This window comes from Acidovorax sp., from assembly GCF_027492855.1.
Classification (GTDB): domain Bacteria; phylum Pseudomonadota; class Gammaproteobacteria; order Burkholderiales; family Burkholderiaceae_C; genus Acidovorax.
In genome coordinates this window covers 62,113-87,132 of record NZ_JAPUDY010000027.1, presented here as the reverse complement: position 1 = coordinate 87,132, position 25,020 = coordinate 62,113, and the positions used below count along the sequence as shown (strand labels likewise).

The following is a 25,020-nucleotide window of genomic DNA, read 5'->3' as shown; positions in this document are numbered from 1 at the left end:
GGCCGACTCAGTTCTTGGCGGCCGCCGCAGGCGTGGCCGACGTGGGCTTGACCACGGACTTGGGAACGGTGCGGCTGCGGTTGGTGGCGGTGGTACTGCGTGCAGGCGCTGGCGCTGCGGCGGGCTCTGGCGCTGCAGGCGCCGCGACCACGGGTGCAACCGCGGGCAATTGGCCCAGCATGGCCACGTCACCGATCAGCACGCTGTTGTCATACATGCGCAGCGGCACCAGGGCATATTGGCCGTCGATCTTGATGGGCTGGGGCAGTGCGCGGCCGTTCACGCTGACCACATGCTCGCCGGGCGGCAGATAGCCACGGGCCACATACACGCGTCCGGGCAGCATGCGCCACATGCGGTCATCGGTCTGCTCGGTGGCCACCGAAGCCGCCGCACCAATCAGGCCGCCGATCAGGCCGCCGCGTTTTTGCAGCTCGTTCTGCAGCACGCCCTTGGCCACGGCGCGGGTGATGCTGCGCGTCACCATGCCAGGCATTTCGTCCTTGAGCGCGCGGCGCGCCATCACGTTCACGTCCACCACCTTTTCGAGCTTGAGATGGGAGCCAGCGGCGGAGACGGTGGTCAGCAGCGCATCCCTGGAGGGCTCGATCACGGGGTAGGAAAGGCTGGCCGTGACCACGCCGCTGCTTGTGGGCACGGGGATGGTGAAGGCCTTGGGCTTGCGCGCGGGGGCGTCACCGGCTTCGACGATGAAGAGCACGTCGGTCATGCGCTGGCGGCGCTTCCAGGTGAAGCCCGAGCGGGTATCGAGGCCGCGCAGGCCTTCTTCGAGCACGCCGGTTTCGGGCTTGAGTTCGATGGCCTTGCGGTAGCCAGGCGCAGCCAGGCCGGGCTCGTTGAGCATTTCGTACAGGAAACCGGCCAGGTAGTGGGAGAGGGCGTTCTGGTAGCCGTTCTTGAGGGCCAGCACCTCGGGGTCGTTGAGGGTTTCGACGGGGTAGCCGTTGAGCTCTTTGCCACCCGACGTGGCGCCCTTGGACTTGGCTTCTTCTTCCGCCGCCAGGGTTTCCTTGGCGCGGAACTCGGCAATGATGGCCTCGCGCTCGTGCGTGCGCTTGATGTCCACGCGGGCGTTTTCGAAATCGCCCACGGCCATGCGGTTGAGCGCCAGGCGCGTGGTCACCCACACTTTTTCGTAGTCCTGGCCCTCATAGGTCTTCAGGCGCTCGCTGATCAGCGCGGCGCCCACGGTGCCCATGAGTTTGGATGGATTGGCCTTGGCCGTCTCTTCCCATTCCTTGACCCGGTTGTCGGCCAGCAGGAAGGCGTTGGTGCTGTCGGGGTAGCGGCGGTCCATGCGCAGCAGCTCGCCGCGTTCCATGTTGTACAGCAGGGCCGTCTTCTCTTCTTCGGTCTTGGCCGTGCCTTCGAGTTGCGCGATGGCAGCGGGGATGCCGCCGCTGCGCCCGGCGCTCTGCATGTCGGTGGCCAGCTTGTCGTGGCTTTGCATGGTGGCGCAGCCGGTCAGGGCGGCGCTCAGCGCCAGCGCGCCCAGCAGGCGCGGGCGGAAGACGGACGTTGGGGTGGTGGTCATGGATGCTCCTTGCAGCTCAATCGGTTACGCACCAGAAAACCCCGGCGATGCTCTTGCGCGCAATGGCTGTGCACCATGGGCGCACGGCAGTGAATGCGTACGCCACGGATGCCCTGGCTGCTGTCTGCAGGACGAGAAGGCCGGTCAAGGAAGGCGTTGGCAACACGTGCGCCCCCTCCCGGCGCTTGTGCGTGCGGCTTGCAGCCCCCTGTGGCTGTGAGTTTCTTGGTTGTTTTGTATGGGTTTGTAGCCAAGCCGCAATGTAGCAAAAGCTTGTATCTTTTCTGTAACCGCGCGCATGGGTTCCCATGCATGAATGACACCGTGCGCATGCGTGTACAGGGCTGCGCATGTCAGTTCTCCGCGCTATCGAGCGGCATGCGGTAGAGCCACACGATCCGCCCGCCCGGCGCGCGCAATTGCGCGCTGGGCAGCACGCCCGGAACCGCGAACTCCAGGCTCACCAGCCAGGCGCCCGGCGCGAGTTCGGCCTGGGCCTTGGCGGCGGCGCGGGCCATGCTTTCGGGGCGCTGGAACAAATAAACCATGTGGTAGGGGCTCCAGTCGGCCTTCCACATGTCAGCACGCCGCACCCGCGCCCAGGGGCACCGCAGGGCGCACAGCAGGCGCAGCGGCCAGCTCCATTCCAGCCCTTCCAGTTGCGCGACGGGGTAAGCGTGGCGCAGCGCTTTCAGGCCATCACCCAGGCCACAACCGGCATCAAGCACCCGCGCGCCCAGCGGCAGCGGCGCCTGCACGGCCAGGGCCTGCAGCGCGTGGCGCGGCGTAGGGAACAGCGGCGCATCGCGCCAGGCATTGAGGGGGTAAACCAGCAACAGCAGCGACAAGGGCACCAGCCATGCCCAAGTGGGCAGGCTGGCCGCGCCGAGCAGCGCCAGCGACAAGGGGAAGCCCGCCGCGATCAGCCCGCGCCGCCACCAGCTGCCCCCCAGCACGCTGGCTGCCGTGCCCACCAGGCACGCCACCAGCAAGGCGGCCACCGGTGGCACCGCACGCTGCAGCGCCACAAAAATCAGCCATGCGCAGGCCCACGCCATCAGCGCGGGCAGGGGCCAGGGCATGCGCAAAGCGGTCATCATGTCATCGACATCTCAGCGGTTGAGCAGGCCACGCAAGTCGCACAGGCCAGGCGACAAATTGACGAAGGTCAAAACGCAGCGCGAAGGACTCATGGGGCAGGCTCCAGAGGGTGGACGGATCACCCGGCAAACCTTCATGGACCACAGGGCAGCGTTGCTGCACTGGAGAGGCCTTGCGGTCAACCCGGGTGTGTTGAACGCAGCGCAGTGTAGGCCCCGCGCAGATGCATTTTGCCTGCGTAAGTTACCCGTGGAAACGGCTTGTGTGCGCTATTTCACGCATTGGGCCGCGAGGGGGCCCACAGGCACGGCGGCTGCCCTGCCCTCTCGCCCGGCGTTCAGCCTCCGCCGCGCAAACGTTCGATCAAACCGTTGAGCGCTTCGAGCGATCCGAACTGGATCGCCAGCTCGCCCATGTCTTCCACACGGCCGTGGCGCTTGACGCGTTTTTTCACGCGCACCTCGACCTCGGCCATGAGCAGGTCGGAGAGCTCTTCTTCCACCCGCTTCAAGTCGCGCGACTTTTCCTTCTTGGGCTTTTGGGGCACCAGGCTGAACTCGGCGCCGATCTTCTTGACCAGGGCCTCGGCCTCGCGCACCGACATTTTCTTGGCAGCGATCTGGTTGCCCGCCGTGATCTGTGCGGCCCGGTCCAGCGCCAGCAACGCACGCGCATGGCCCATGTCGATGTCGCCCGCCATCAGCATGGTCTGCACGGGCTCAGCCAGGTTCAAGAGGCGCAGCAGGTTGCTGGCGGCACTGCGCGAGCGGCCCACGGCCTGGGCGGCCAGTTCGTGCGTAAGGCCGAACTCGCGCACCAGGCGCTGCAGGCCCTGGGCTTCTTCGAGCGGGTTCAGGTCTTCGCGCTGGATGTTCTCGATGAGCGCCATGGCGGCGGCCGACTCATCGGGCACGTCGCGCACCAGCACCGGCACCTCGGCCAGCCCCGCCAGGCGCGAGGCCCGAAAGCGCCGCTCACCCGCGATGATTTCGTACTTGCCCGCATGCTCGCCACCCGTGAGGCGGCGCACCAGGATGGGCTGCATGATGCCCTGGACCTTGATGGATTCGGCCAGCTCGTACAGCGCGCCCTCGTCCATGCGCGTGCGCGGCTGGTACACGCCGGGCACCAGTTCGGCCAGCGGCAGGCTGCTGGGCAGCCCGGCCTCGGTGGCCTGGGCCTGTTCCACTTTTTCTGCGACCTTGGGGCCGAGCAAGGCTTCGAGGCCGCGGCCGAGGCCCTTGGGTTTTTTGGTGACCATGGTGTGCTTGCTTTCTCAGGTGGCAGGCTGCGCGTAGCGCGCCAGCCGCTCGTCGAGCGTGCCGGTGTGCAGCTCGAACAGGTGGTTGTCAAAATCGTAGAAGTACAGCGACTGGCCCTCGCCCTCCACGCGCGGGCGTGGTGCACGCACGTCGGCTCCAATGCGTTCAAGGCGCTCGGCGTAATGCGCCAGATCGTCGGCATCCACGGCAAAGGCGGTGTGGCGGTAGCTGCGCTCAGCCGGAGGCTCCCCTTGCATGGCGGCAATCCAGACGCCGCCGAGCACGAAAAACTTCTCCGGCGAGAGCGAGAACGCCTGCGCGGCGCTGTCATACACCTCACGCGCACCCAACCCCTCGCAGAAGAACCGCGCCGCGCGCTCCAGGTCGCGCACGATGAAGGTGATGTGGCTGATGCCGCGCACGGTCATGGTTGAGCAGGGACGTCAGCGCCTTGGGCGACTATCTGCATCAACCAGCCATGCCCCTCATCCCAATCCCCCAGCCCCGATTCGGCATTGATGTGCCCCCGGTCGCCAAGGTCGGTAAAACGCGCGCCCCAGGCCTGGGCAAAGCCCTGGGCCCGTTCGAAGCGGCAATACGGATCGTTGCGGCTGCCCACCAGCAGGGCCGGGAACGGCAGCGGCTGGTGGGCGATGGGTGCCCAGCCGTGGATCTGCGCGGCCAGGTCGGGCTGCTCCACGTCGCCGGGGGCCACCAGCAGCGCGCCCACCACACGGTGGGCGTTGGGCGAGTGCGCTGCCCACCAGGCGGTAAGGATGCAGCCCAGACTGTGCGCCGCCAGCACCACGGGGCCGTCGGCGTCGACCACGGTTTCTTCCAGCCGGGCCGACCAGTCGCCGCGCAGCGGGCGCATCCAGTCGTGCTGCTCCACGCGGTGGTAGGCGTGGCGGACCTCCCACAGGCTTTGCCAGTGGCCGGGGCCGGAGTTCTGCCAACCGGGCAGCAGCAGGATGTTGGAAGCCTTCATTGCTACTAATTTGATAGCTGTTAGCGCTTATCCATCAAGCGCTAGGTGCCATTTTTGCCATGGAAGACGCTGCCGCAGGCATGGTATGCACCCGCTCGACCATCTCCTGCGCGAATTCAACAAAAGCCTGGCTGCCCTTGGCCGATGGGTCGAACACCACACCCGGCAGCCCGTAGCTGGGCGCCTCGGCCAGGCGCACGTTGCGCGGGATCACGCTGTTGAACACCTTGTCGCCAAAGTGGCCCTTGAGCTGGTCGCTGACCTGTTGCTGCAGCGTGATGCGCGGGTCGAACATCACACGCAGCAGGCCGATGATCTGCAGGTCGGCGTTGAGGTTGGCATGCACCTGCTTGATGGTGTTGACCAGGTCGGTCAGCCCCTCGAGCGCGAAGTATTCGCACTGCATGGGCACGATCACGCCGTGCGCGCTGCACAGGCCGTTGAGCGTGAGCATGGAGAGCGACGGCGGGCAGTCGATGAGCACGAAGTCGAAGTCGCCATCGGCCTCGGCCAGCGCGGCTTTCAGGCGCTTTTCGCGGTGCTCCAGCGCCACCAGCTCCACCTCGGCACCCGCCAGCTCGCGGTTGGCGCCCAGCACCCAGTAACCACATTTGTCCGACAGCACGGCCGCCTCTTTGACCGAGGCGGATTCGAGCAGCACGTCATACACCGTCAGATCCAGGCTGCGCTTGTCCACGCCCGAGCCCATGGTGGCATTGCCCTGGGGATCCAGGTCCACCATCAGCACACGCTGGCCGATCTTGGCCAGCCCGGCGGCGAGGTTGACAGTGGTGGTGGTTTTGCCAACGCCACCCTTCTGGTTGGCAACGCAAAAGATTTTGGCCATGAGGATGCAGCAGTCCGTGTTGTTGTTGTCGTTGTTTTAATTGGAGATGGCCAGCTTGATGCCAAAGCCGACGAGGAAGACGCCCGCCACCTTCTCCAGCACGCGGCTGATGCGCGGGTTGGCACGCATGCGCTCGGCCAGGTGGTGCGTGAGCAGCACGGCGACCAGGCCGTAGATGAAAGTCAGCGCCGCCACGGTGGCCGCCATCACGCCAAAGGTCAGCAGCCCCTGGTGGCGGGCCGGGTCCACAAACAGCGGGAAGAACGCCATGTAGAACACGATGGCCTTGGGGTTGAGCAAGGTGATCAGCCCCGCCTGCTTGAAATAGTGGCGCGGCTCAATGTTCAGAATGGGTTGCGCGCCAGGCTTGGCCGTGAGCATCTTGAACCCCAGCCAGGCCAGGTAGGCCGCGCCCAGCCACTGCACCGCATGGAAGGCCGTGGGGTAGGTGGCCAGCAAGGCCGCCACACCGGCCACCGCCGCCCACATCAGCACCTGGTCGCCCGCGATCACACCCAGGGTGGCCGCCATGCCGCCGCGCACGCCGCCCTTGCTGGTGGAGGTGATGAGCGCCAGATTGCCGGGGCCTGGAATGAGCAGGAACAACACAATGGCGGCGACAAAGGCGCCGTAGTCTGCGATGCCGAACATGGGTCACCCCTTTGATTGGTTGCACTTTTCTCGAAACAACTTCATGGGAATATCTCCCAATCCACTGACTCGTTCGCCCTGAACAGAAACCGAGTACCGCATATCGGCCGAAGCTCCCTCAAAGAAAACAACCGTGCCATCACCACGGATCACATTGTCTCTTGGGTAGTAGCTCGCAGAAGGATATTCATCTCCAACCGCGTATTGAAATCGCGTCCCTGGTGCATGTTTCAAAATTTCTGCAATGACTGCTTTTTTGCGCCCATCTGTCGCGTCTTCGAAGCGCGTGACAACAATGACGGTGGCACGCTCAATTTGCTTTTCAAGCGGTAGATCATGCAGCGAGGGTAGTAGCTCGGTGCGCACTTCATTCGTGGCCCCAGGCGCACCTGGCAGAGATGAGCCAAAGTAAATCGTCTTACCGTCAGAGCCAATGGGCGGTGTTATCAGCGCTGAGGCCAAGAGCCAACCCAGAAGTCCTACAGCGACAAAAAAACCCGATCCAAACACAAAACCGTTGAAGAACTTTTTCAGCATGGTGCGCGCCCCATCCTTGGACTTAGGAGGGATGAGTGTAATCGGCCATCTGCGCGCTCCGACAATGCATCCAGATGATGCAGCGCTCGGCGTCGAGGCCGGGCACGGTGAGTTGTTCCACGTGAAACACCTGCACACCCACAGGCAGGGCGGCGATCTCATCGTCGGGGTGTTTGCCCTTCATCGCCAGCCACACGCCATGGGGGGCGGCCAGCGCGCTGCGCGACCAGGTGACGAAGTCAGGCAACGAGGCAAAAGCACGGCAGCTGATGATGTCGAACGGCGTGGTCAGCGTCTCGACCCGTGCATGCACGCCGTGCAGGTTGCGCAGCTTCAGGGCCACCGCTGCTTGCTGAATGAACGCGGCCTTTTTGCCCACCGTGTCCACGCAGCTCACATCCACATCCGGGCAGCAGATGGCAAACACCACACCGGGCAGGCCACCGCCCGAGCCCACATCCAGCAGGCGCACAGCCGCCCTGCCCTCACCCGCCAAGGCCGCCACATGCCGGCGCAGCGGCGCCACGGCCGCCAAGCTGTCGAGCAGATGGTGCGTCATCATCTCCTGCGGGTCACGCACGGCCGTCAGGTTGTAGACCTTGTTCCACTTTTGCAGCAGGGCCAGGAAGTCCATCAACTGGGTGACCTGGGTTTCGCTCAGCCCCAGGGCCAGGGCTTCTGCGCCCGCCTGCAACTGCTGGCGCAGCGTGTCGTTGCCGTTGTTGTTCACTGCCAGGGTCATCATGCCGCCACTTCACCTTCTGCCTTGGCGGGCACGGTGGTGAACTCCTTGAACCCGCCCTTCTTCAAATGCACCATCAGCAGCGAGATCGCCGCCGGGGTGATGCCTGTGATGCGTGAGGCGTGGCCCAAGGTTTCGGGGCGGTGGCGGCTGAGCACCTGGCGGGCCTCGATGCTCAGGGCCGTGACTTGCATATAGTCCAGATCGGGCGGCAAGCGGAGTTTCTCGAAATGCGCGGCACGCTCCACCTCGTCCTTCTGGCGGTCAATGTAGCCCGCGTACTTGGCGGCAATCTCTACCTGCTCCAGCACGGGCGCGCTCAGGTCGCCCAGGGTTTCACGTGAAACATCGCTGGATGCGTACTTGCCACCATCCATGGACATCAGGTTGGTGTAGCCCACATCCGGTCGGCGCAGTAGCTCGAACAGGTTGTATTCATGCTCGATGCTCTTGCCCAGCACACGCTCGGACTCGGCGGCGGGCAGGCTGCGCGGGTTCACCCAGGTGGCTTTCAGTCGCTCTGTTTCACGTGAAACTGCATCACGTTTGCGGCTGAATGCGTCCCAGCGGGCATCGTCCACCAGGCCCATGCGGCGCCCGGCTTCGGTCAGGCGCATGTCGGCGTTGTCCTCGCGCAGTTGCAGGCGAAACTCGGCCCGGCTGGTGAACATGCGGTAGGGCTCGGTCACGCCCTTGGTGATGAGGTCGTCCACCAACACACCCAGGTAGGCCTCATCGCGGCCCGGCAGCCAGGGCGCATCGCCCCGGCATTGCAGCGCGGCGTTGATGCCGGCAAACAAACCCTGGGCCGCTGCCTCTTCGTAGCCGGTGGTGCCGTTGATCTGCCCGGCAAAAAACAGGCCCTGGATCTGGCGCGTCTCGAAGCTGCTTTTCAGCGAGCGGGGGTCAAAGTAGTCGTATTCGATGGCGTAGCCGGGGCGCAGGATGTGGGCGTTCTCCAGCCCCGGCATGCTGCGCACCAGGTCGTACTGGATGTCGAACGGCAGGCTGGTGCTGATGCCGTTGGGGTAGAACTCGTGTGTGGTCAGGCCCTCGGGCTCCAGGAAGATCTGGTGGCTGTCCTTGTCGGCAAAGCGGTTGATCTTGTCTTCCACACTGGGGCAATAGCGCGGGCCCACGCCCTCGATCTTGCCGGTGAACATGGGGCTGCGGTCAAAGCCGCTGCGGATGATCTCGTGCGTGCGTTCGTTGGTGTGGGTGATCCAGCAAGGCATCTGGCGCGGGTGCATGGCCGCATGGCCCATGAAGCTGAACACGGGCACGGTGCCCTCGTTCACGCCACCGGGCATGCCGTCGCCGGGCTGCTCTGTGCATTTGGAGAAGTCGATGCTGCGCCCGTCCAGCCGGGGTGGCGTGCCGGTTTTCAGGCGGCCCTGCGGCAGTTGCAGCTCCTTAAGGCGCGCCGACAGCGACACTGCAGGCGGGTCCCCTGCCCGGCCTGCCGCGTAGTTGTTCAGGCCCACATGGATCTTGCCGTCGAGAAAAGTGCCCGCCGTCAGCACCACGGTGCGAGACCGGAAACGAATGCCCACCTGCGTGACGGCGCCCACCACGCGGTCGCCCTCCACCATCAGGTCGTCCACCGCCTGCTGGAACAGCCACAGGTTGGGCTGGTTCTCCAGCATGCGGCGGATAGCGGCCTTGTACAGAATGCGGTCGGCCTGCGCCCGCGTGGCGCGCACGGCCGGGCCCTTGGAGCTGTTGAGAATGCGAAACTGGATGCCGCCCTCGTCCGTGGCCAGCGCCATGGCGCCACCCAGCGCATCCACCTCTTTCACCAGATGGCCCTTGCCGATGCCGCCAATGCTGGGGTTGCAGCTCATCTGCCCCAGCGTCTCGATGTTGTGGGTCAGCAGCAGCGTTTTGCTGCCCATCCGCGCAGCGGCCAGCGCGGCCTCGGTGCCTGCATGGCCACCGCCGACAACGATCACATCAAATTCCTGGGGGTACAACATGGGGAACACTCCGGGGCCTGGCGGGCCCGATAATCAAAACACCCGGTGCGCGCGGGCACCCTGTCAAAGGCGCCGCACACCGGCCCTGCTGGAGGTGGGCGCACTTGGCGCCCCAGCAGGCAACCCGCGATTTTCCCACTTTGCGCAGGCCGTGTCTGTTTCCAGCCCCCTCACCCTCTTCCTGACCGACTTGCTTGGCGCTCCGCCTCCGGCTATGGAGACTTGGTGGGCGCGCGCCGAACGGCGCTTGCTGGAGCGCGGCCAGCCCCTGCTGCGGGCGGGCGAACACTGGCGGCACCTGTGGTGGGTGGAGCGCGGCGCGCTGCGGCTGTACTACCTGGACCGCGACGGGGCCGAGTCCAACAAGAACTTCTTTCTGGACGGCGCCCTGTGCTGGCCCATCACCCCCACACTGCGCCAGCAGCCGGTGATGTTTCACGTGGAACCATTGGAAGACAGCGTGGTGTGGGCCCTGCCCCTCCCCGTCGATCCAGGTGAGCCGCTGCCCAGCGCGGGCTGGGCACCCTGGGCCGCGCTGGAGCACCGGGTGCTCGGCGCGCTCCTCGACGGCAAGATGCAGCGCGAGCAGGAATTTCTGCAGCTCAGCGCCCGCCAGCGCTACACCCGCTTGCTGGAGCAACACCCGCAATGGGCCGAGCGCATCGCCCTCAAGCACCTGGCCTCGTACCTCGGCGTGACCGATGTGTCGTTGTCGCGCCTGCGCAGCGAGATGGGGCTTATCAAAGGATAAGGCGGGGGGCACGGGCCTTCGGCAGAGTGCGGGCATCGCTCCTACCAGTCCCGCCCATGACCATCCACCCACACGCCCACAACACACCGCCCCAGCACCTCTCCCTCCTGCCCCACACCCTTGCCGTGTTGTGGCTGGGCCTCATGGCCGGGTTCTTCGGCACCTACAGCGCCAACGTCAACCTGGCCCTGCTGCAGATGGACGGCGCCACCTACGCCACCGTGCAGTCGGCCTTCAACCGCAACGTGCGGCACGCCCTGTTCTTTGGTCTGTTCTTTGGCCCGCCCTTGTGGTGTGCGCTGGCCATAGGCACGGCTTGGCGTGAACGCCGCAGCCTGTGGTGGCGCCTGCTGGCCCTGGTCGGTGCGGCCTACCTGCTGGGCATCGTGTTCTTTACCCAGCAGGTCAACCTGCCCCTGAACTACACCACCGAAGCCTGGAACCCCCAGGCCCTGCCCGCCGACTGGGCCCAGGTGCGCGACCAGTGGAATGCCGCCAACCTGTGGCGGGCCTGGCTCAGCCTGGGGTGTTTTGCTGCGGCGCTGGGCACGCTGGTGGGGCGCCTGGCCGGTCGCCGCATGCCGGGCTGACGTGGGCAACGCTGGCCGCCGCCGTCCCCCGCGCAGCACAGAACCAAAAAACCGCACCACGCTCCCCGCTTGCAGGATTCCTGCCGCCCGCCTGTGCTCCAATCGCAGGCACCATGCCCAACACCACCCCCAACCTCCTCATCTTCGCAGGCAGCACCCGCCAGCAATCCTTCAACCGCAAACTGGCCCACGCCACCGCCGCCATCGCACGCGATGCAGGCGCCACGGTCACGCTGCTGGAGCTGTCGGACTTCGACATTCCGCTCTACAACGCCGACCTCGAAGCCCAGGGCACACCAGCCGATGTGATACGGCTCAAAGAGATTTTGTGGCAGCACCCCGCCTGGGTCATCTGCTCACCCGAGTACAACGGCAGCTACACCGCCCTGCTCAAGAACACCATCGACTGGGCCTCCAGCCCCGTCAAGGGCAACCCCGACTGGCAAGACGGCGGCAAGAGCTTTCGTGGCAAGGTGGTGGGCATGCTCAGCGCCTCGCCCGGCGCCCTGGGCGGCCTGCGCTCGCAAAGCCACCTGGCCCCGCTGCTCATCAACGCCGAATGCTGGCTGGCCCCCAAGGCCTTTGCGCTGGGCTCGGCCGGCAGCGCGTTTGACGACACCGGCGCCCTGGCGCAGCAAGCCCACCGCGACCGCGTGCGCGCCGTGGTGGACCAGGTGCTGTGGGCGTCCAGCCGCTTGCACGGCAACGGCGCCACAGGCCAGTGATCAGGCATATTTAATCAAAACAGGCTCTACCGCTTATCCAACAAGCGGGAGCAGCTATACAAAAGATAGTGACTATCCCCCATGCAATGCCGCCCCGGCTGCGGCGCCTGCTGCACCGCCCCCTCCATCAGCTCGCCCATCCCCGGCATGCCGCAGGGTAAGCCTGCAGGGGTGCGCTGCATTCAATTGGGGGACGACGCACGCTGCCGCATCTTTGGGCAGCCAGAGCGGCCAGCGGTGTGCGGCGGGCTGATGCCGTCGATGGAGATGTGTGGGGAGAGCGCGAAAGAGGCCACCCTGTATCTGGGGCGGCTGGAATGGCTGACGCAACCGGACTGAACCACAGGCACCCCCGCCCCTCCGGAAGCAGCCCAATGCGGTACGCCTCTGGCTGGCAGCCGCTGCCTGCTACTTCATCGAGTGCAGCCCGACCTTGTTCCCCTCGGTGTCCACAAAGTGGGCAAAAAAGCCGAAGTCGTTGCCAATCTCTGTCTTGGGCACTGCCACCCGCCCGCCCGCCTGCTCCGCCCGCGCGAGCATGGGGGCCAAGTCGTCCCCACCATTCAGGTACACCAAGGTCCCGCTCTGCGAAGGCGCCCCGCCCTCACCGTGCACGATGGCACCACCCACGGCATCTGGATCGGTCGACAACATGCCCATGGTGATGGGCCCCATGGCCATCGGCGCAATGGTGATGCCCAGCACCGTCTCATAGAAGGTCTTGGCGCGGGCGAAATCGGTCACGGGTATCTCGAACCAATTCAATACATGGGCCATATGGTTCTCCTGGGGGTTGGGAAATGAAAGTCCGCACGGGAAATTAATTCTCGCGCAGAACCGAAGCCATGTATAAATAAAACCAAGTGCCAAAGCGCTACTGTCACAAACCGGTGGTCCCCCACGTCTTGGTCTTGCACCCAACCGGAAGACTCCCACCGCCATGACGCTTAACCCATCCCCCACAGCCACCGACCCCTTCCCCACCCTGCGCCCGCGCCTCTTTGGCATTGCCTACCGCATGCTGGGTGTGCGCGCCGATGCCGAGGATGTGCTGCAGGACGCCTGGCTGCGCTGGAGCCGCACCGACGCCAGCGTGCTGCAGTCGGCCGAGGCCTGGCTGGTGACGGTGGTCACGCGCCTGTCCATCGACCGGCTGCGGGCACTCAAGGCCGAGCGTGAGGCCTATGTGGGCTGGTGGCTGCCCGAGCCGCTGGTGGAGCTGCACGACGCGCACACCCCCGAGTCGGCTGCCGAGCTGGCGGGGGAGCTGTCGGTGGCTTTTATGTACGTGCTGGAGCGCCTGGGGCCCGAGGAGCGCGCGGCGTTTTTGCTGCGCCAGGTGTTTGACTACGACTATCCCGAAATCGCCGCGCAGCTCGGCAAAACCGAGGCCGCCTGCCGCCAGATGGTGCATCGCGCCAGCGAGCGGGTGCAGCAGGCGCGCACGCGTTTTGAGGTGCCGCACAAGGTACACCACCAGTTGCTGCAGCGCTTCATGCGGGCCGCCCACAGCGGCGACCGCAGCGCCATCGAGGCGCTGCTGAGCGAAGACGCGCAGCTCATTGGCGACGGTGGCGGCAAGGTGCCCTCGTTCCCCAAGCCGCTGGTGGGGCCGTTTCGCATCGCCAACCTGTACTGGGCGCTGTTCCGGCGCCTGGGTGCGCAGGTGGTCTATCGCATGGCGCTCATCAACGGAGAGCCGGGGCTTCTGCGTTATATGAACGGGCGCATCGAGTCGGCCCAGGCTTTTGTGACGGATGGCGAACGGATCGTGGCGATCTATGCGGTGCGCAATCCGGACAAGCTGGTGGGCATTCCGGCCATGCTGGACGGCAGCGTGTCGATTGGCGAATAGATCGGCTCCATCTGTCACAACGCGACGCGGTGGCGCGTCTTGAAGGACATGGAAGGCGGCTGCGGGCTCGCATCGCCTTGCAGACCCCGTTCACGACCCTGTTGTCGTCCATCCCTTCGCCCAGGAGCTTTCCATGCCTCAACACACCGCCCGCCTCCCCTACCACCAGCTGTCTTCCAAAGCCTTCATGGGCTTGGTGAGCCTGTCCGAGACCATAAAAAAAGGCCCGCTGGGCACGCGCCTGGCCGAGCTGGTGTTCTTGCGCGTCTCGCAGATCAACGGCTGCGCCTACTGCATGGACATGCACTGGAACTACCTCATCAAGGACGGCATGGAGCCGCGCCATCTGAACGCAGTGGCTGGCTGGCGCGAAGCGCCGTTCTTCAGCGACCGCGAGCGCGCAGCCCTGCGCTGGGCCGAGATCATCACCGCCACGCCCCACAGCGACGCCAGCGACGAAGAGTTTGCCCAGCTGCAGGCAGCATTCACCGAAGCCGAAATCTCCGAGCTGAGCTTTGCGATTGCGGCGATCAATGCCTGGAACCTGGTCAACGCGGGCATGCGCACGCCGATTCCTGAGACTCCGGCCGTGTAATTTCAAGCAAAAATGGCCGCTACCGCTTATCTATCAAGCGCTAGCAGCTATTGTTTTTATAGCAAATCAAATTCAAGCTACAACCCGCCTGTGTAGCCTGCCTGACAGTGCCCCGCGCGGCAGCGGCCTACAGTGGTGCCTCCCACACCCACTACAACGGAGACACCCCCATGCTCACCATCCCCTCCCTGCAAGGCAGCGTCAGCCCCGAAGAATGGCAGCTGCGCTGCGACCTGGCCGCCTGCTACCGGCTCGTGGCGCTGTATGGCTGGAGCGACCTGGTCTTTACCCACATCAGCGCCAAGCTGCCCGAATCGGTATCGGGGCCCGAGCACCAGTTCCTCATCAACCCCTACGGCCTGATGTTCGACGAGATCACGGCGTCGAGCCTCATCAAAGTGGACATGCAGTGCAACAAGCTGCACGAATCGCCCTTCCCCGTGAACCCGGCGGGCTTTGTGATCCACAGCGCGGTGCACGAGGCCCGGCCCGAGGCGGGCTGTGTGCTGCACACCCACACACGCGCTGGTGTGGCCGTAAGCGCACAAAAGGGCGGTGTGTTGCCCCTCAGCCAGCAAAGCACCTTCGTGCTCGCCTCGCTGGCGTACCACGAATACGAAGGCGTGGCCTTCCGCGACGAAGAAAAGCCGCGCCTGCAGGCCGACCTGGGCGAGGCCAACTTCCTCATGCTGCGCAACCACGGGCTGCTCACGGTGGGCAAAACCATTGCCGATGCGTTTTTGTCGATGTACACCTTCGAGAACACCTGCCGCATCCAGATCGACGCGCAGGCCGGTGGCGAGCTGATTGCCGTGAACCCGCAGATCGTGAGCGGCGTGGCCCAAGCCATGCGTGTGCAGACCGGTGGACTGGGTGGCGCGTTTGCCTGGCCCGCGCTGCTGCGCAAGGCGCAACGCGACCTGCCAGGGTACGACAGCTAAAACACCCCGACGCCTGCACAAAACCGGCGCGGCGAATAGCATCGGCAGCTCCGACGTTGTTTTCAAGGACCGATCCATGAAGCTCTACTACTCCCCCGGCGCCTGTTCCCTCTCGCCCCACATCGCCCTGAACGAAGCGGGCCTGGCCTACACCCCCGTGCTCGCCAGCACCAAGAGCCACAAGCTGCAGGACGGCACCGACTTCTACACCATCAACCCGCTGGGCTACGTGCCGGTGCTGGAGCTTCCCAACGGCGAACGCCTGCGCGAAGGCCCGGCCATCGTGCAGTACATCGCCGACCAGGTGCCCGACAAACAACTGGCGCCCGCCAACGGCACCATGGCACGCTACCGACTGCAAGAGTGGCTGACCTTCATCGGCACCGAGGTGCACAAGGGCTTCAGCCCCCTGTTCAACCCCGCCTCGCCCGAAGAAACCAAAACGATGGCCCGCGACAACCTGCGCAAGCGCCTGCAATGGGTGGACGGGCAACTGGCAGGCAAGCAGTACCTGATGGGCGACCAGTTCACCGTGGCCGACGGCTACCTGTTCACCGTGACCAACTGGGCCAAGCTCACCCATGTGGACCTCTCCGGCTTGGACCACCTCGTCGCCTACCGCGAACGTGTGGGCGCCCGCCCCGCCGTACAGGCGGCGATGAAGGCCGAAGGTTTGCTCAAGTAACGCTACAGCGGGCGCTGGCGCCACGCCACCAGCGCCCCCAGCCACAGCGCGCAGGCTGAGAACACCAGCCCGCGTGCCAGGCCCCCAGGGCCGTCGGCGATCCAGCCCACCACCGTGGGCCCCACGATCTGCCCGGCTGCAAACACGATGGTGAACGCGCTGATGCCACTGGCCCACAGCGCCTGCGGCAGGTTGTGGCGCACCAGGGCCGTGGTGGAGGCCACCACCGACAAAAACACCCCGCCAAACAGCAGGCCCGAGGCCAGCACCACCGGCCAGGCCCCTGTGAGCGCGGGCAGGATGGTGGCCACGCCCAGCAGCGCATTGAGCCGCGCCAGCGCCTCGCCGCCCCGGCTGCGGTCCAGCAACCCCGCCCAGATGCGCGACGACAGCACCACGGCCAGCCCCAGCAAGGCATAGAACAGCGTCACCTCGCCCCCACCCCGGCCCTGCTCGCGCAGCAGCGCCACCACAAAGGTCATGTAGCCGATATAACCCACGCCAAACAAACCATAGCCCAGCAGCGCCGGGGCCAGCGCCCGCCAGCGCACACGCTCGGGTGGGGCCGCTGCAGGGGCAGCACCGGCCGCCGCTGGCGCCGCCAGCGCCGCACCCAAACCATTCAAAACCCGCGCTGGCCACAGCAACGCCACCGAGGCCAGCGCGCAAGCCGCTGCCAGCGCCCACCAGGCCCAGGTCCAACTGTGCGGCGCGGGGGCCACCGCCAGCACGGCGGGCACCAGCAAAGCCGACAGGCTGATGCCCCAGCCCGTGCCCCCGTAGTACAGCCCCAGCAGCAAGCCGCTGCGCCCCGGCACCTGCGCCCCCAGCCGCGCGGCCAGCAAGCCCCCGGCCACAAACACCAGCGCACTGGCCCCACCGGCCAGCAGGCGCTGAGCCAGCAGCGGCACCGCCTGTGTAAAAAACCCGCTGAGCGCCATGAACACCGTGGCCATCACCGCGCCCGCCACCAGCACGGCGCCCGGCGCCATGCGCCGCAGCAACAACGGCGTGGCCAGCGCACCCAGCAGATAGCCCAGCGCGTTCACCGTGTTCATGGCCCCCGCCAGCGTGTACGACCAGGCCAGGTCTTCGCGCATGGGCGGCAACAGCAAGGCATAGGCAAAACGCGTAATGCCCAGCGAGATGGCAGCCCCCATCGACAAAGCCACCGCCAGCCACAGGCTGCGCAGGGGTGACAGCAGGGACGGCGCCGAGGGCGCGATGGATGCGAAGGAAGATGGTGGCACTGGCATGGCGACCCATTCTCATGCAATGCCGCACATCGGGTGCAAGACCGCCGCCAAGGCCCTCGGTTAACACAAAACCGGAGCCTTTGTTGACGCCAGTGTGCTGCACGTCTTGCGCTGCAGCAGTAAGCTTTGTGGCTGCCTTTGTGGCCCTTGTTGTTGTTGTTGTTCCAAGAACTCTTTCAGGATCTCCCCATGACCTCTTTGTTCGAACCTGTCCGCGCGGGCGACCTCCAGTTGGCCAACCGCATCGCCATGGCACCGCTCACCCGCAACCGTTCGCCCGAGGCCATCCCCACCGACCTCGTGGCCACCTACTACGCGCAGCGCGCCAGCGCCGGCCTCATCATCTCCGAGGCCACGGCCATCAGCCCCCAGGCGCAGGGCTATGCCGACGTGCCCGGCCTGTACGGCACCGAGCAGCTCGATGGCTGGAAAAAAGTGACCCACGCCGTGCACGCGGCGGGCGGCAAGATCGTGGTGCAACTGTGGCATGTGGGCCGCGTCTCGCACACCGCCCTGCAGCCCGGCAACGCCCACCCGGTGGCCCCCTCGGCCATCCGCGCGCACACCAAGACGGTGCTCATCAAAGACGGTGTGCCGGTGTTCACCGAAACCTCCGAGCCCCGCGCGCTGGACGCCGAGGAGATCCCCGGCATCGTGCAGGACTACCGCCATGCCGCACGCAACGCCATCGCGTCGGGCTTTGACGGCGTCGAGATCCACGCCGCCAACGGCTACCTGATCGACCAGTTCCTCAAAACCGGCGCCAACCGGCGCACCGACGACTACGGCGGCAGCATCGAAAACCGCGCCCGCTTGCTGCTCGAAGTCACCCGCGCCATCGCCGAGGAAATCGGCGGCGGCCGCACCGGCATCCGCCTGTCGCCCGTCACGCCCGCCAACGACATCGTGGACGCCGACCCAGAGCCGCTGTTTGACTACGTGGCCCGCGAGCTGGGCGCACTGGGCCTGGCCTATGTGCACATCATCGAAGGCGCCACCGGCGGCCCGCGCGAGGTAGAGGGCCGCCCGTTCGACTACGCTGCGTTCAAAGCCGCCTACCGCGCAGCGGGGGGCCAAGGCGCCTGGATGGTCAACAACGCCTACACCCGCGAGCTGGCCGAAGCCGCGCTCGCCCAAGGCGCCGACATCGTGGCCTTTGGCCGCCCCTTCATCGCCAACCCCGACCTGGTGGCGCGCCTGAAAGCCAACGCACCGCTCAACGAATTGAACCGCGCCACGCTGTATGGGGGCGGGGCCGAGGGGTATACGGACTATCCAGCGCTGGGTGCCTGAAAAGAGCCGTGTACTGCCTGGTGCTCCCGCAGCGAGGGCGTTCGCGCCTCAGTGGGAAGTTGCCTCAACCCATTCATGCCGTTCGGGCTGAGCTTGTCGAAGCCGTGCGCGACGCTTCGACAAGCTCAGCGTGAACGGTTTTCTATTTTCAGACAATGTGCAACGTGACGCCAGGAACTCACCCCAGTCCAATCGGGCTGGGCGCCCGCATCACGATGCGGGTGAACAAACGGTCATAGGCCACGTCGCGCGGCTTGCCAGGCGCCAGCGGATTGGTGTTGGCGGCAAAAGCCGCGTCCATGGCAGCCCAGTCGTCTGCGTCCAGGCACCGCTGCGCGGCCGGGATCACCACGGTTTCCTCCACGCGCATGTGCTCCAGGTAAAAGTGGATGTAGCGCTCCAGCGCCTTCGCAAAGGTATCGCGGCGCGCATTGCCCATCAGCTCCCAGCCCAGCAACAGGTGCTGCAGCTCGCGCACGGCGGCCTCGCCGCCCGCGTGGTCGCGCTCCAACTGAAAAATGGCTTCGGCAGCCTCGGGCGAGCGCTCAGCCACCTTGGGAAACAGCCACTGCGACTCTTTGGGGTGGTGCTGCCGCTCAGGAAACTCGTCGATATAGAACAGCATGGCGCGCACCACGTCAAAAAACGCGGCGGGCTCGTCGCCCGGCCCCTGGTCCAGCATCAAACGCAGCGATTGCAGCACCGCGGCCAGCGATGCATGCTCCTCGCGGATGGTTCGCAGACTGATCGACGACATGGCGCGCTCCCCAGGTTGGACAGACAGAGCCCAAGAGTGCCACGCGCCGCCCCGCGCGCCCATGACGCAGGTCAATAAGAGCAGATGAAAACCGCCAAGCCGGCGGGGGCAACCATCAGCGCGTCAGCCGCGCCTGTGCGTGGCCGGAGGCTTCCTGGGCCAGCCGGAACTGCTGCACCACCCGCGACAGGCGCGCCGCCTGCTCACGCAGCGAATCTGCGGCGGCGGCGGACTCTTCCACCAGCGCCGCGTTCTGCTGCGTCATGCGGTCGATCTCGCCCACCGACTGGTTCACCTGGCCAATGCCAGCCGACTGCTCGGACGCGGCAGAGGTGATCTCGCCAATGATGTCACCCACGCGCTGCACGCTGCTCACGATGTCCTTCATGGCCGTGCCCGCTTCTTCCACGTTGCGCACACCGCCATCCACCGCCGTCACACTGCTCTGGATCAGGCCCTTGATGTCGCTGGCCGCCGCCGCCGAGCGCTGGGCCAGGTTGCGCACTTCGCTGGCCACCACGGCAAAACCCCGGCCCTGCTCGCCCGCCCGCGCGGCCTCCACGGCGGCGTTGAGCGCGAGGATGTTGGTCTGGAAGGCGATGGAGTCGATCAGGCCGATGATGTCGCCGATCTTGCGGCTTGACGCCGAGATCTCGTGCATGCTGGCCACGGCCTGCTGCACCACGCCGCCGCCGTGCGTGGCCATCTGCGAGGCCGATGCCGCCAGTTGGTTCGCCATCTGCGAGGACGACGCGGTCTGCTGCACGGTGGAAGTGAGCTGCGTCAGCGAGGACACGGCCTCCTGCGCGTTGCTGGCCGTTTGCTCGGTGCGCTGCGACAGGTCCTGGTTGCCGGTGGCGATCTCCTGGCTGGCCGTGGCGATGTTGCCGCTGGCGTCGCGCACCTGCGCCACCAGTGCGCCCAGACCCTGCTGCATGTCGCGCAGCGCGCGCTGCAGGTCGGCCACTTCGTCCTTGCCCTCGGCGGCGATGTGCTGCGACAGGTCACCACCCGCAATCGCCTGCGCCATCTTGCGCGCATCTTCCAGCGGGCGGCAGATGGAGTTCATGTTCAGCAGCGTGGTGGGCACCACCACCGCCACCGTGATCAGCACGGCCAGCACAAAGAGCCATTTGGTCTGGTCAGACACCTTGCCCTGCTGCGCGACCGACTGCGTGACTTCGTTGCGCAGCACCTCGTCGAGCTCACCCATGAGCTTGTCGGCCAGATCGAACTCGGCCACGGCCTTGCCGCTCATGCGGTTGGCAATGGTGGCCGTGTCATAGCCGCTGGCCTCCAGTTGGCGCGCCACATGGGCGAACAGATCCTTGTAGCTGTCGAGCTTGGTGATGATGTTGCGCACCACCACGTTGTCGGCATCCTCATCGCCCGTGAGGAACTTGCCCGCGATCTTCTTGGCCTTGTCGTGGCTGGCGAGCCACTTGGCGTGCGCGGCCTTCACGGCCTCGGGCTTTTCGTAGGCAATGATCATGTCCTTCTCGTGCTGGCGGATGGACCCCATCTCGCTGTGCAGATCGGCCATGGTGCTTACCTTGACGAAGGCGCTGTCCATGAAGTTCTGGCTCATGTCGTGGATGCGGAACATGCCCAGCATGCCCGCACCCCCCAAAAGCCCCAGCAGGCCCAGCACCACGGCAATGGCGCCCAGCATGCGCATGCGTATGGTGAACTGCCGCATGAGCGAGAAGAGATTCATGATCTGTCGTCCTTCGTATCGGGTATGTACACGCCGCCGGCCACCAAGCCCCAGGCGCCTGCTGAATTGCAAACAAGTGTTGCAGTTTGCCAGACATACGCAACGCGGACGTACGTGTTTCTCACATCCGCCAGCGCTTGAGCAACAGCGCATTCGCCATCACGCTGACCGAGCTGAGCGCCATGGCCGCGCCGGCCACCACCGGGCTCAGAAAGCCCAGCGCCGCCAGCGGAATGCCCGCCACGTTGTAGGCAAAGGCCCAGAACAGGTTCTGGCGGATCTTCATCACCGTGCGGTGCGAAATATCGAGCGCCGCCGCCACCAGCATGGGGTCGCCGCGCATCAGCGTGACGCCCGCCGCGTGCATGGCCACGTCGGTGCCATTGCCCATGGCCATGCCTACGTCGGCAGCCGCCAGTGCCGGGGCATCGTTCACGCCGTCGCCCACCATTGCGACGATGTGACCCCCACGCTCCGCCGCTGCGCTGGGTCGCTGCCCGCCATCCCCCTGTTGCAAGGCAGCCACCTTGGCCGCCTTGTCGCCTGGCAGCACCTCGGCCATGACTTCGCCAGCGTCCGGGTTGAGCCCCAGGCGCCGGGCCATGGCCTCGGCAGCACCCCGGTTATCGCCCGAAACCATCACGGTGCGGATGCCCCGCGCCTTCAGCGCCGCCAGCGCCTCGCGCGCACCGGGCTTGGGCTCATCGCCAAAGGCCATCAGCGCGCGCAGTTCCCACCCTTGTGTGGTGCGTTGCGCCACAGCGGACACCGTGGCGCCTTCGCGTTGCAAAGCCTCTGCACGGTCTGCCAACGGGCCGAGCTGGACACCCAGCTCCTGCATCCAGCGCAAGCTGCCCACCAGGATGCTCTGGCCGTCCACCTCACCCTCGGTGCCACGCCCCGGCACGGCGCGCACGGCGTCGGGCTGTGGCACCACCAGCGCGCGGTCTTGGGCCGCAGCCCCCACGGCGCGCGCCAGCGGGTGTTCGCTGCCGCTTTGCACGGCGGCCACCGCCGCCATCACTGCGGCACCGTCCAGCCCCGGCACCACCTCGAACGCCGTCAGCCGGGGCTGGCCCACGGTCAGCGTGCCGGTCTTGTCGAAGGCCACCACGTCCACCTTGTGCGCCAGCTCCAGCGCCTGCGCATCCTTGATCAAAATGCCGTGTTTCGCCGCTACGCCCGTGCCCGCCATGATGGCCGCTGGCGTGGCCAGGCCCAGCGCACAGGGGCAGGCAATCACCATCACGGCCACGGCATGGATCAGCGCAGCCTCCATGCCCACGCCCGCCCACAGCCAGCCCAGCAGCGTGGCCAGGGCCACCACCAGCACCACCGGCACGAAGATGGCAGACACCTGGTCCACCAGGCGCTGGATGGGCGCCTTGGCGGCCTGGGCGTCCTCCACCAACCGGATGATTTTGGCCAACACCGTCTCGGCCCCCACGGCCGTCACCGCCATCACGATGCGGCCGTCGCCGTTGATCGAGCCGCCCGTGAGGCTGGCCCCCACATCGCGCGCCACGGGCAGGGGCTCGCCGGTGAGCATGGATTCATCCACCTGCGTATGGCCTTCGTGCACCGTGCCATCCACCGGGATGCGCTCACCCGGCCGCACCACCAGTTGGTCGCCCACCATCACCTCGGCCACGGGCACGTCCACCTCGCCCTCTTTGGAGAGCAGGTGCACCATGTCGGGCCGCAGAGCGTGCAGCGCACGGATGGCTGCGGTGGTTTGGCGCTTGGCACGCGCCTCCAGCCACTTGCCCAGCAGCACCAGCGTGATCACCACGGCCGAGGCTTCAAAGTACAGGTGCGGCGCGTGCCCCCCGGGCGCCGTGAGCCACAGCCACATCGACAGGCCCCAACCCGCACTGGTGCCCAGCGCCACCAGCAAGTCCATGTTGCCCGACAGCGCCTTGGCCGCATGCCAGCCCGCCTTGTAAAAACGCGCCCCCAGGATGAACTGCACCGGCGTGGCCAACACAAACTGCACCCAGGCGGGCAGCATCCAATGCTGGCCAAACAGGTCGCCGATCATCGGCAGCACCAGCGGCGCCGACAGCAGCAGCCCGATGCCCACGGGCAGAAAACCCGCCCAAGGCGACAGGTTCTCAGGTGTGTCCTCCTGCCCCGCCGCGCGCGGCTCGTAGCCCGCGTTGCGCACCGCGCGGCGCACCAGCGCCTCCATGCCCGCTGCATCGGCACCGCTGGCAAAGGCAATGCGCGCAGACTCCGTCGCCAGGTTGACTGAGGCCTCCTGCACGCCCGGCACCTTGCGCAGCGCACGCTCCACACGGCCCACGCAGCTTGCGCAGGTCATGCCTGAGATACCCAGGTCCAGCGAGTGGACTGACTCGGAAGGGGTGGTGATGGTGGTGGATGTGTTCATGACCAGGATGGTGATCCTTGACGCGATGGCAAGGTCAAGCATTGATACGGATCAACCCTCACATCATGAGTGTCTTGGGCGCCGCTTGACTCTGCCACGATGTCAAGCTTCACCATAGGCACAGGTCAAGTCACAGGACGACGCCATTCCACCACCCTCTTCTTCCAAGGAGTCTTTCATGCAAACCACCACCACCCTCCAAGTCCAAGGCATGACCTGCGGCCACTGCGAGCGCACCGTGACCCAGGCCGTGCACCAGGTGGACCCCAACGCCCAGGTGCGCATCGACCGCGCAAGCGGCAAGGTCGATGTGGACAGCACCGCGCCGCGCGAGGCCCTGGCAGCCGCCATTGCCGAAGAAGGCTACACCGTGGCCGCCTGAACATGGCCACAGCTCGCCACCAGGCCGTTTCGCCACACGCCACCACCGTCTGGCCCGTGCCCATCGGCGTCGCCGCCCAGCGCGCAGGCATCTCGGCGCGCATGGTGCGGCACTACGAATCGCTGGGCCTCATCAGCGGCGTGGCCCGCACCGACAGCGGCTACCGCCAGTACACCGAGGCCGACGTGCACGCCCTGCAGTTCATCCGCCGCAGCCGCGACCTCGGCTTTTCGATGGAAGAAATCGCCGAACTGCTGGGCCTGTGGCACGACCGCAGCCGCGCCAGCAGCCAGGTCAAGCGCATCGCCCAAACCCACATCGACGACCTGAGTGAACGCATCGCCCAGATGCAAGCCATGCAGCGCACGCTGCAAACGTTAGTGTCCTGCTGCAAGGGCAATGACCGGCCGGAGTGCCCCATCCTGGATGACCTGGCCGCCGGGCAGGCGGAACACAGCAGCCACGAGATTTTTCGCAAAACGCTATCAAATAAATAGCTGCTAGCGCTTATTCATCAAGCGCTAGCAGCCAATTTCTCTTAATTTTTGACCTGGCAGAGCCCGTCAAACCCCGCTGGAGCGCGCCGGGGTTTTGGTTTTTCCGCCCGCAGCCCTGCGCCGGGGGCTTGGAACCGAAACGGCATCCGATGTAGCGGCCTTTTTTTCTGTGCGCCGCAGCACCCCATCACACAGCGTGCCGATGCACTGCTGCGCCACCTGCTCGGGCGTGTACTCACCACCCGGTTGGTACCAACGGCCGATCCAGCTCAGGGCGCCTGCAATCACAAACGCCGTCATCTTCGGGTCGCAAGGTTGCAGCGATCCTTCCGCCACGCCCTCGGCCACCAGGCGGCGGAACGCCTGGTCGATGGCGGACTTGAGGCGGCGCAGCTCCTTGCGGCTGTCGGGCGGCAACTGCTCGTCGCCTACGCGGATCAGGCACATGCCGAAGTCCTGCGTAACGATGCGCGCATAGACTTGCATGCAGGTCATGAGCTGGTCGATGGCCTTGCCACCCGCCGCGCGCGAGGCATCGATGCCGTCGAGCATCATTTCAAGGCCCTTGCTCACGCACTGCAACAGGATCTCGTCCTTGTTCTTCACGTAGTAATACAGCGTGGGCTTGGTCACGTTCAGGCGCGCGGCAATGTCGTCGAGCGAGGTGGCGTGAAAGCCGCGTTCGTTGAACAACTGCGCCGCCGCCGCCAGCACGGCGTTGCGCTTGGCCTCGCGCTGGCGCTCGCGGTGCGACACGGGGACCCAGGGCGAAGCCGCAGCGGTCAGTGCTTCTTCGGGGCCGGCGGCCTGGGCAGGAGCCAACAGGGCTGTGGACGAAGGCTTGGAGGCCGCGCGCTGGGTGCTGCTGCTGTTCGTGCTGCTTTTGCTGCTGCGTCGGGGCGATGCCGCTTTGGCCTGGGGCATG

At 66.0% G+C, this 25,020-nt stretch carries 27 protein-coding genes; 11 read left to right on the top strand and 16 right to left on the bottom strand.

Annotated elements, in window-relative coordinates; translation table 11 throughout:
* Positions 1-7 precede the first annotated feature (7 nt).
* From Q0105_RS05540 to mnmG, 10 genes are all read right to left on the bottom strand, one after another.
* Entirely contained in the window at positions 8-1,555 is a 1,548-nt protein-coding gene (locus Q0105_RS05540) for a hypothetical protein (RefSeq protein ID WP_298209580.1), read from the bottom strand.
* 353 nt (positions 1,556-1,908) lie between these two features.
* The gene (locus Q0105_RS05535) at positions 1,909-2,655 is read right to left on the bottom strand and encodes a class I SAM-dependent methyltransferase (RefSeq protein ID WP_298209578.1); all 747 of its coding nucleotides are present in this window, start codon (positions 2,653-2,655) and stop codon (positions 1,909-1,911) included.
* 338 nt (positions 2,656-2,993) lie between these two features.
* The gene (locus Q0105_RS05530; RefSeq protein WP_298209576.1) at positions 2,994-3,917 is read right to left on the bottom strand and encodes a ParB/RepB/Spo0J family partition protein; all 924 of its coding nucleotides are present in this window, start codon (positions 3,915-3,917) and stop codon (positions 2,994-2,996) included.
* A 15-nt stretch (positions 3,918-3,932) separates the two neighbouring features.
* Positions 3,933-4,346, bottom strand: coding sequence for a FosX/FosE/FosI family fosfomycin resistance hydrolase (gene fosX, locus Q0105_RS05525; protein ID WP_298209574.1), 414 nt, complete (start codon positions 4,344-4,346; stop codon positions 3,933-3,935).
* Positions 4,343-4,906 (bottom strand): alpha/beta hydrolase, encoded by a 564-nt coding sequence (locus Q0105_RS05520; protein WP_298209573.1) that lies wholly within the window; start codon positions 4,904-4,906, stop codon positions 4,343-4,345. Before Q0105_RS05520 ends, fosX begins: the two co-directional genes overlap by 4 nt.
* 34 nt (positions 4,907-4,940) lie before the next feature.
* A complete protein-coding gene (locus Q0105_RS05515; protein WP_298209571.1) occupies positions 4,941-5,753 on the bottom strand; it encodes a ParA family protein in 813 nt (270 codons plus the stop codon).
* Positions 5,754-5,789: 36 nt separating this feature from the next.
* Complete coding sequence (locus Q0105_RS05510) at positions 5,790-6,404, bottom strand: LysE family transporter (RefSeq protein WP_298209569.1); 615 nt, start codon at positions 6,402-6,404, stop codon at positions 5,790-5,792.
* A gap of 3 nt (positions 6,405-6,407) precedes the next feature.
* Positions 6,408-6,941 (bottom strand): hypothetical protein, encoded by a 534-nt coding sequence (locus tag Q0105_RS05505; protein ID WP_298209567.1) that lies wholly within the window; start codon positions 6,939-6,941, stop codon positions 6,408-6,410.
* A 22-nt stretch (positions 6,942-6,963) separates the two neighbouring features.
* The gene (rsmG, locus tag Q0105_RS05500) at positions 6,964-7,683 is read right to left on the bottom strand and encodes a 16S rRNA (guanine(527)-N(7))-methyltransferase RsmG (protein WP_298209616.1); all 720 of its coding nucleotides are present in this window, start codon (positions 7,681-7,683) and stop codon (positions 6,964-6,966) included.
* Entirely contained in the window at positions 7,683-9,659 is a 1,977-nt protein-coding gene (mnmG, locus tag Q0105_RS05495; protein WP_298209565.1) for a tRNA uridine-5-carboxymethylaminomethyl(34) synthesis enzyme MnmG, read from the bottom strand. Before mnmG ends, rsmG begins: the two co-directional genes overlap by 1 nt.
* Before the next feature lie 214 nt (positions 9,660-9,873).
* Between mnmG and Q0105_RS05490 the strand changes: the two genes are divergently transcribed.
* The 4 genes from Q0105_RS05490 to Q0105_RS05475 all read left to right on the top strand — a co-directional run bounded on the left by Q0105_RS05490 (position 9,874) and on the right by Q0105_RS05475 (position 12,064).
* Complete coding sequence (locus Q0105_RS05490) at positions 9,874-10,410, top strand: Crp/Fnr family transcriptional regulator (RefSeq protein WP_298209563.1); 537 nt, start codon at positions 9,874-9,876, stop codon at positions 10,408-10,410.
* Positions 10,411-10,466: 56 nt separating this feature from the next.
* Entirely contained in the window at positions 10,467-11,000 is a 534-nt protein-coding gene (locus tag Q0105_RS05485) for a DUF1772 domain-containing protein (protein ID WP_298209561.1), read from the top strand.
* A 113-nt stretch (positions 11,001-11,113) separates the two neighbouring features.
* Positions 11,114-11,725 (top strand): NAD(P)H-dependent oxidoreductase, encoded by a 612-nt coding sequence (locus Q0105_RS05480; protein ID WP_298209559.1) that lies wholly within the window; start codon positions 11,114-11,116, stop codon positions 11,723-11,725.
* Between the two features lie 81 nt (positions 11,726-11,806).
* Positions 11,807-12,064 (top strand): YkgJ family cysteine cluster protein, encoded by a 258-nt coding sequence (locus tag Q0105_RS05475; RefSeq protein WP_298209558.1) that lies wholly within the window; start codon positions 11,807-11,809, stop codon positions 12,062-12,064.
* 69 nt (positions 12,065-12,133) lie between these two features.
* Here Q0105_RS05475 and Q0105_RS05470 read toward each other — a convergent pair whose 3' ends face one another.
* A complete protein-coding gene (locus Q0105_RS05470; protein ID WP_298209556.1) occupies positions 12,134-12,502 on the bottom strand; it encodes a VOC family protein in 369 nt (122 codons plus the stop codon).
* Positions 12,503-12,665: 163 nt separating this feature from the next.
* On the opposite strand from Q0105_RS05470, the gene Q0105_RS05465 reads away from it, so the two are divergent.
* From Q0105_RS05465 to gstA, 4 genes are all read left to right on the top strand, one after another.
* Entirely contained in the window at positions 12,666-13,580 is a 915-nt protein-coding gene (locus Q0105_RS05465; protein WP_298209553.1) for an RNA polymerase sigma-70 factor, read from the top strand.
* A gap of 133 nt (positions 13,581-13,713) precedes the next feature.
* Positions 13,714-14,175, top strand: a complete 462-nt coding sequence (locus Q0105_RS05460) for a carboxymuconolactone decarboxylase family protein (protein WP_298209551.1) — start codon at positions 13,714-13,716, stop codon at positions 14,173-14,175.
* A 170-nt stretch (positions 14,176-14,345) separates the two neighbouring features.
* Entirely contained in the window at positions 14,346-15,116 is a 771-nt protein-coding gene (locus Q0105_RS05455; protein WP_298209549.1) for a class II aldolase/adducin family protein, read from the top strand.
* A gap of 76 nt (positions 15,117-15,192) precedes the next feature.
* Positions 15,193-15,801 (top strand): glutathione transferase GstA, encoded by a 609-nt coding sequence (gene gstA, locus Q0105_RS05450; protein WP_298209547.1) that lies wholly within the window; start codon positions 15,193-15,195, stop codon positions 15,799-15,801.
* Between the two features lie 2 nt (positions 15,802-15,803).
* Here the strand turns inward: gstA and Q0105_RS05445 are convergent, their stop codons facing one another.
* A complete protein-coding gene (locus tag Q0105_RS05445; RefSeq protein WP_298209614.1) occupies positions 15,804-16,961 on the bottom strand; it encodes a YbfB/YjiJ family MFS transporter in 1,158 nt (385 codons plus the stop codon).
* A gap of 285 nt (positions 16,962-17,246) precedes the next feature.
* Here Q0105_RS05445 and Q0105_RS05440 point away from each other — a divergent pair, with 285 nt between their 5' ends.
* Positions 17,247-18,350, top strand: a complete 1,104-nt coding sequence (locus Q0105_RS05440) for an alkene reductase (RefSeq protein ID WP_298209545.1) — start codon at positions 17,247-17,249, stop codon at positions 18,348-18,350.
* Between the two features lie 178 nt (positions 18,351-18,528).
* On the opposite strand, the gene Q0105_RS05435 is transcribed toward Q0105_RS05440, so the two are convergent.
* The 3 genes from Q0105_RS05435 to Q0105_RS05425 all read right to left on the bottom strand — a co-directional run bounded on the left by Q0105_RS05435 (position 18,529) and on the right by Q0105_RS05425 (position 23,216).
* The gene (locus tag Q0105_RS05435; RefSeq protein ID WP_298209543.1) at positions 18,529-19,107 is read right to left on the bottom strand and encodes a hemerythrin domain-containing protein; all 579 of its coding nucleotides are present in this window, start codon (positions 19,105-19,107) and stop codon (positions 18,529-18,531) included.
* Between the two features lie 115 nt (positions 19,108-19,222).
* On the bottom strand, positions 19,223-20,824 hold the full coding sequence (locus Q0105_RS05430; protein WP_298209540.1) for a methyl-accepting chemotaxis protein: 1,602 nt from the start codon (positions 20,822-20,824) through the stop codon (positions 19,223-19,225).
* Between the two features lie 121 nt (positions 20,825-20,945).
* Complete coding sequence (locus tag Q0105_RS05425; RefSeq protein ID WP_298209538.1) at positions 20,946-23,216, bottom strand: heavy metal translocating P-type ATPase; 2,271 nt, start codon at positions 23,214-23,216, stop codon at positions 20,946-20,948.
* A gap of 178 nt (positions 23,217-23,394) precedes the next feature.
* On the opposite strand from Q0105_RS05425, the gene Q0105_RS05420 reads away from it, so the two are divergent.
* Complete coding sequence (locus Q0105_RS05420) at positions 23,395-23,598, top strand: cation transporter (RefSeq protein ID WP_298209535.1); 204 nt, start codon at positions 23,395-23,397, stop codon at positions 23,596-23,598.
* Between the two features lie 2 nt (positions 23,599-23,600).
* Positions 23,601-24,095, top strand: coding sequence for a Cu(I)-responsive transcriptional regulator (cueR, locus tag Q0105_RS05415; RefSeq protein ID WP_298209533.1), 495 nt, complete (start codon positions 23,601-23,603; stop codon positions 24,093-24,095).
* Between the two features lie 66 nt (positions 24,096-24,161).
* On the opposite strand, the gene Q0105_RS05410 is transcribed toward cueR, so the two are convergent.
* Positions 24,162-25,019, bottom strand: coding sequence for a TetR/AcrR family transcriptional regulator (locus Q0105_RS05410; RefSeq protein WP_298209531.1), 858 nt, complete (start codon positions 25,017-25,019; stop codon positions 24,162-24,164).
* Position 25,020 lies beyond the last annotated feature (1 nt).

What these genes read in the sequence shown, in the direction of transcription:
- Q0105_RS05540 (WP_298209580.1), bottom strand. Translation starts at nt 1,555, where the DNA reads ATGACCACCACCCCAACGTCCGTCTTCCGCCCGCGCCTGCTGGGCGCG.
- Q0105_RS05535 (WP_298209578.1), bottom strand. Translation starts at nt 2,655, where the DNA reads ATGATGACCGCTTTGCGCATGCCCTGGCCCCTGCCCGCGCTGATGGCG.
- Q0105_RS05530 (WP_298209576.1), bottom strand. Translation starts at nt 3,917, where the DNA reads ATGGTCACCAAAAAACCCAAGGGCCTCGGCCGCGGCCTCGAAGCCTTG.
- fosX (WP_298209574.1), bottom strand. Translation starts at nt 4,346, where the DNA reads ATGACCGTGCGCGGCATCAGCCACATCACCTTCATCGTGCGCGACCTG.
- Q0105_RS05520 (WP_298209573.1), bottom strand. Translation starts at nt 4,906, where the DNA reads ATGAAGGCTTCCAACATCCTGCTGCTGCCCGGTTGGCAGAACTCCGGC.
- Q0105_RS05515 (WP_298209571.1), bottom strand. Translation starts at nt 5,753, where the DNA reads ATGGCCAAAATCTTTTGCGTTGCCAACCAGAAGGGTGGCGTTGGCAAA.
- Q0105_RS05510 (WP_298209569.1), bottom strand. Translation starts at nt 6,404, where the DNA reads ATGTTCGGCATCGCAGACTACGGCGCCTTTGTCGCCGCCATTGTGTTG.
- Q0105_RS05505 (WP_298209567.1), bottom strand. Translation starts at nt 6,941, where the DNA reads ATGCTGAAAAAGTTCTTCAACGGTTTTGTGTTTGGATCGGGTTTTTTT.
- rsmG (WP_298209616.1), bottom strand. Translation starts at nt 7,683, where the DNA reads ATGACCCTGGCAGTGAACAACAACGGCAACGACACGCTGCGCCAGCAG.
- mnmG (WP_298209565.1), bottom strand. Translation starts at nt 9,659, where the DNA reads ATGTTGTACCCCCAGGAATTTGATGTGATCGTTGTCGGCGGTGGCCAT.
- Q0105_RS05490 (WP_298209563.1), top strand. Translation starts at nt 9,874, where the DNA reads ATGGAGACTTGGTGGGCGCGCGCCGAACGGCGCTTGCTGGAGCGCGGC.
- Q0105_RS05485 (WP_298209561.1), top strand. Translation starts at nt 10,467, where the DNA reads ATGACCATCCACCCACACGCCCACAACACACCGCCCCAGCACCTCTCC.
- Q0105_RS05480 (WP_298209559.1), top strand. Translation starts at nt 11,114, where the DNA reads ATGCCCAACACCACCCCCAACCTCCTCATCTTCGCAGGCAGCACCCGC.
- Q0105_RS05475 (WP_298209558.1), top strand. Translation starts at nt 11,807, where the DNA reads ATGCAATGCCGCCCCGGCTGCGGCGCCTGCTGCACCGCCCCCTCCATC.
- Q0105_RS05470 (WP_298209556.1), bottom strand. Translation starts at nt 12,502, where the DNA reads ATGGCCCATGTATTGAATTGGTTCGAGATACCCGTGACCGATTTCGCC.
- Q0105_RS05465 (WP_298209553.1), top strand. Translation starts at nt 12,666, where the DNA reads ATGACGCTTAACCCATCCCCCACAGCCACCGACCCCTTCCCCACCCTG.
- Q0105_RS05460 (WP_298209551.1), top strand. Translation starts at nt 13,714, where the DNA reads ATGCCTCAACACACCGCCCGCCTCCCCTACCACCAGCTGTCTTCCAAA.
- Q0105_RS05455 (WP_298209549.1), top strand. Translation starts at nt 14,346, where the DNA reads ATGCTCACCATCCCCTCCCTGCAAGGCAGCGTCAGCCCCGAAGAATGG.
- gstA (WP_298209547.1), top strand. Translation starts at nt 15,193, where the DNA reads ATGAAGCTCTACTACTCCCCCGGCGCCTGTTCCCTCTCGCCCCACATC.
- Q0105_RS05445 (WP_298209614.1), bottom strand. Translation starts at nt 16,961, where the DNA reads ATGGGGGCTGCCATCTCGCTGGGCATTACGCGTTTTGCCTATGCCTTG.
- Q0105_RS05440 (WP_298209545.1), top strand. Translation starts at nt 17,247, where the DNA reads ATGACCTCTTTGTTCGAACCTGTCCGCGCGGGCGACCTCCAGTTGGCC.
- Q0105_RS05435 (WP_298209543.1), bottom strand. Translation starts at nt 19,107, where the DNA reads ATGTCGTCGATCAGTCTGCGAACCATCCGCGAGGAGCATGCATCGCTG.
- Q0105_RS05430 (WP_298209540.1), bottom strand. Translation starts at nt 20,824, where the DNA reads ATGAATCTCTTCTCGCTCATGCGGCAGTTCACCATACGCATGCGCATG.
- Q0105_RS05425 (WP_298209538.1), bottom strand. Translation starts at nt 23,216, where the DNA reads ATGAACACATCCACCACCATCACCACCCCTTCCGAGTCAGTCCACTCG.
- Q0105_RS05420 (WP_298209535.1), top strand. Translation starts at nt 23,395, where the DNA reads ATGCAAACCACCACCACCCTCCAAGTCCAAGGCATGACCTGCGGCCAC.
- cueR (WP_298209533.1), top strand. Translation starts at nt 23,601, where the DNA reads ATGGCCACAGCTCGCCACCAGGCCGTTTCGCCACACGCCACCACCGTC.
- Q0105_RS05410 (WP_298209531.1), bottom strand. Translation starts at nt 25,019, where the DNA reads ATGCCCCAGGCCAAAGCGGCATCGCCCCGACGCAGCAGCAAAAGCAGC.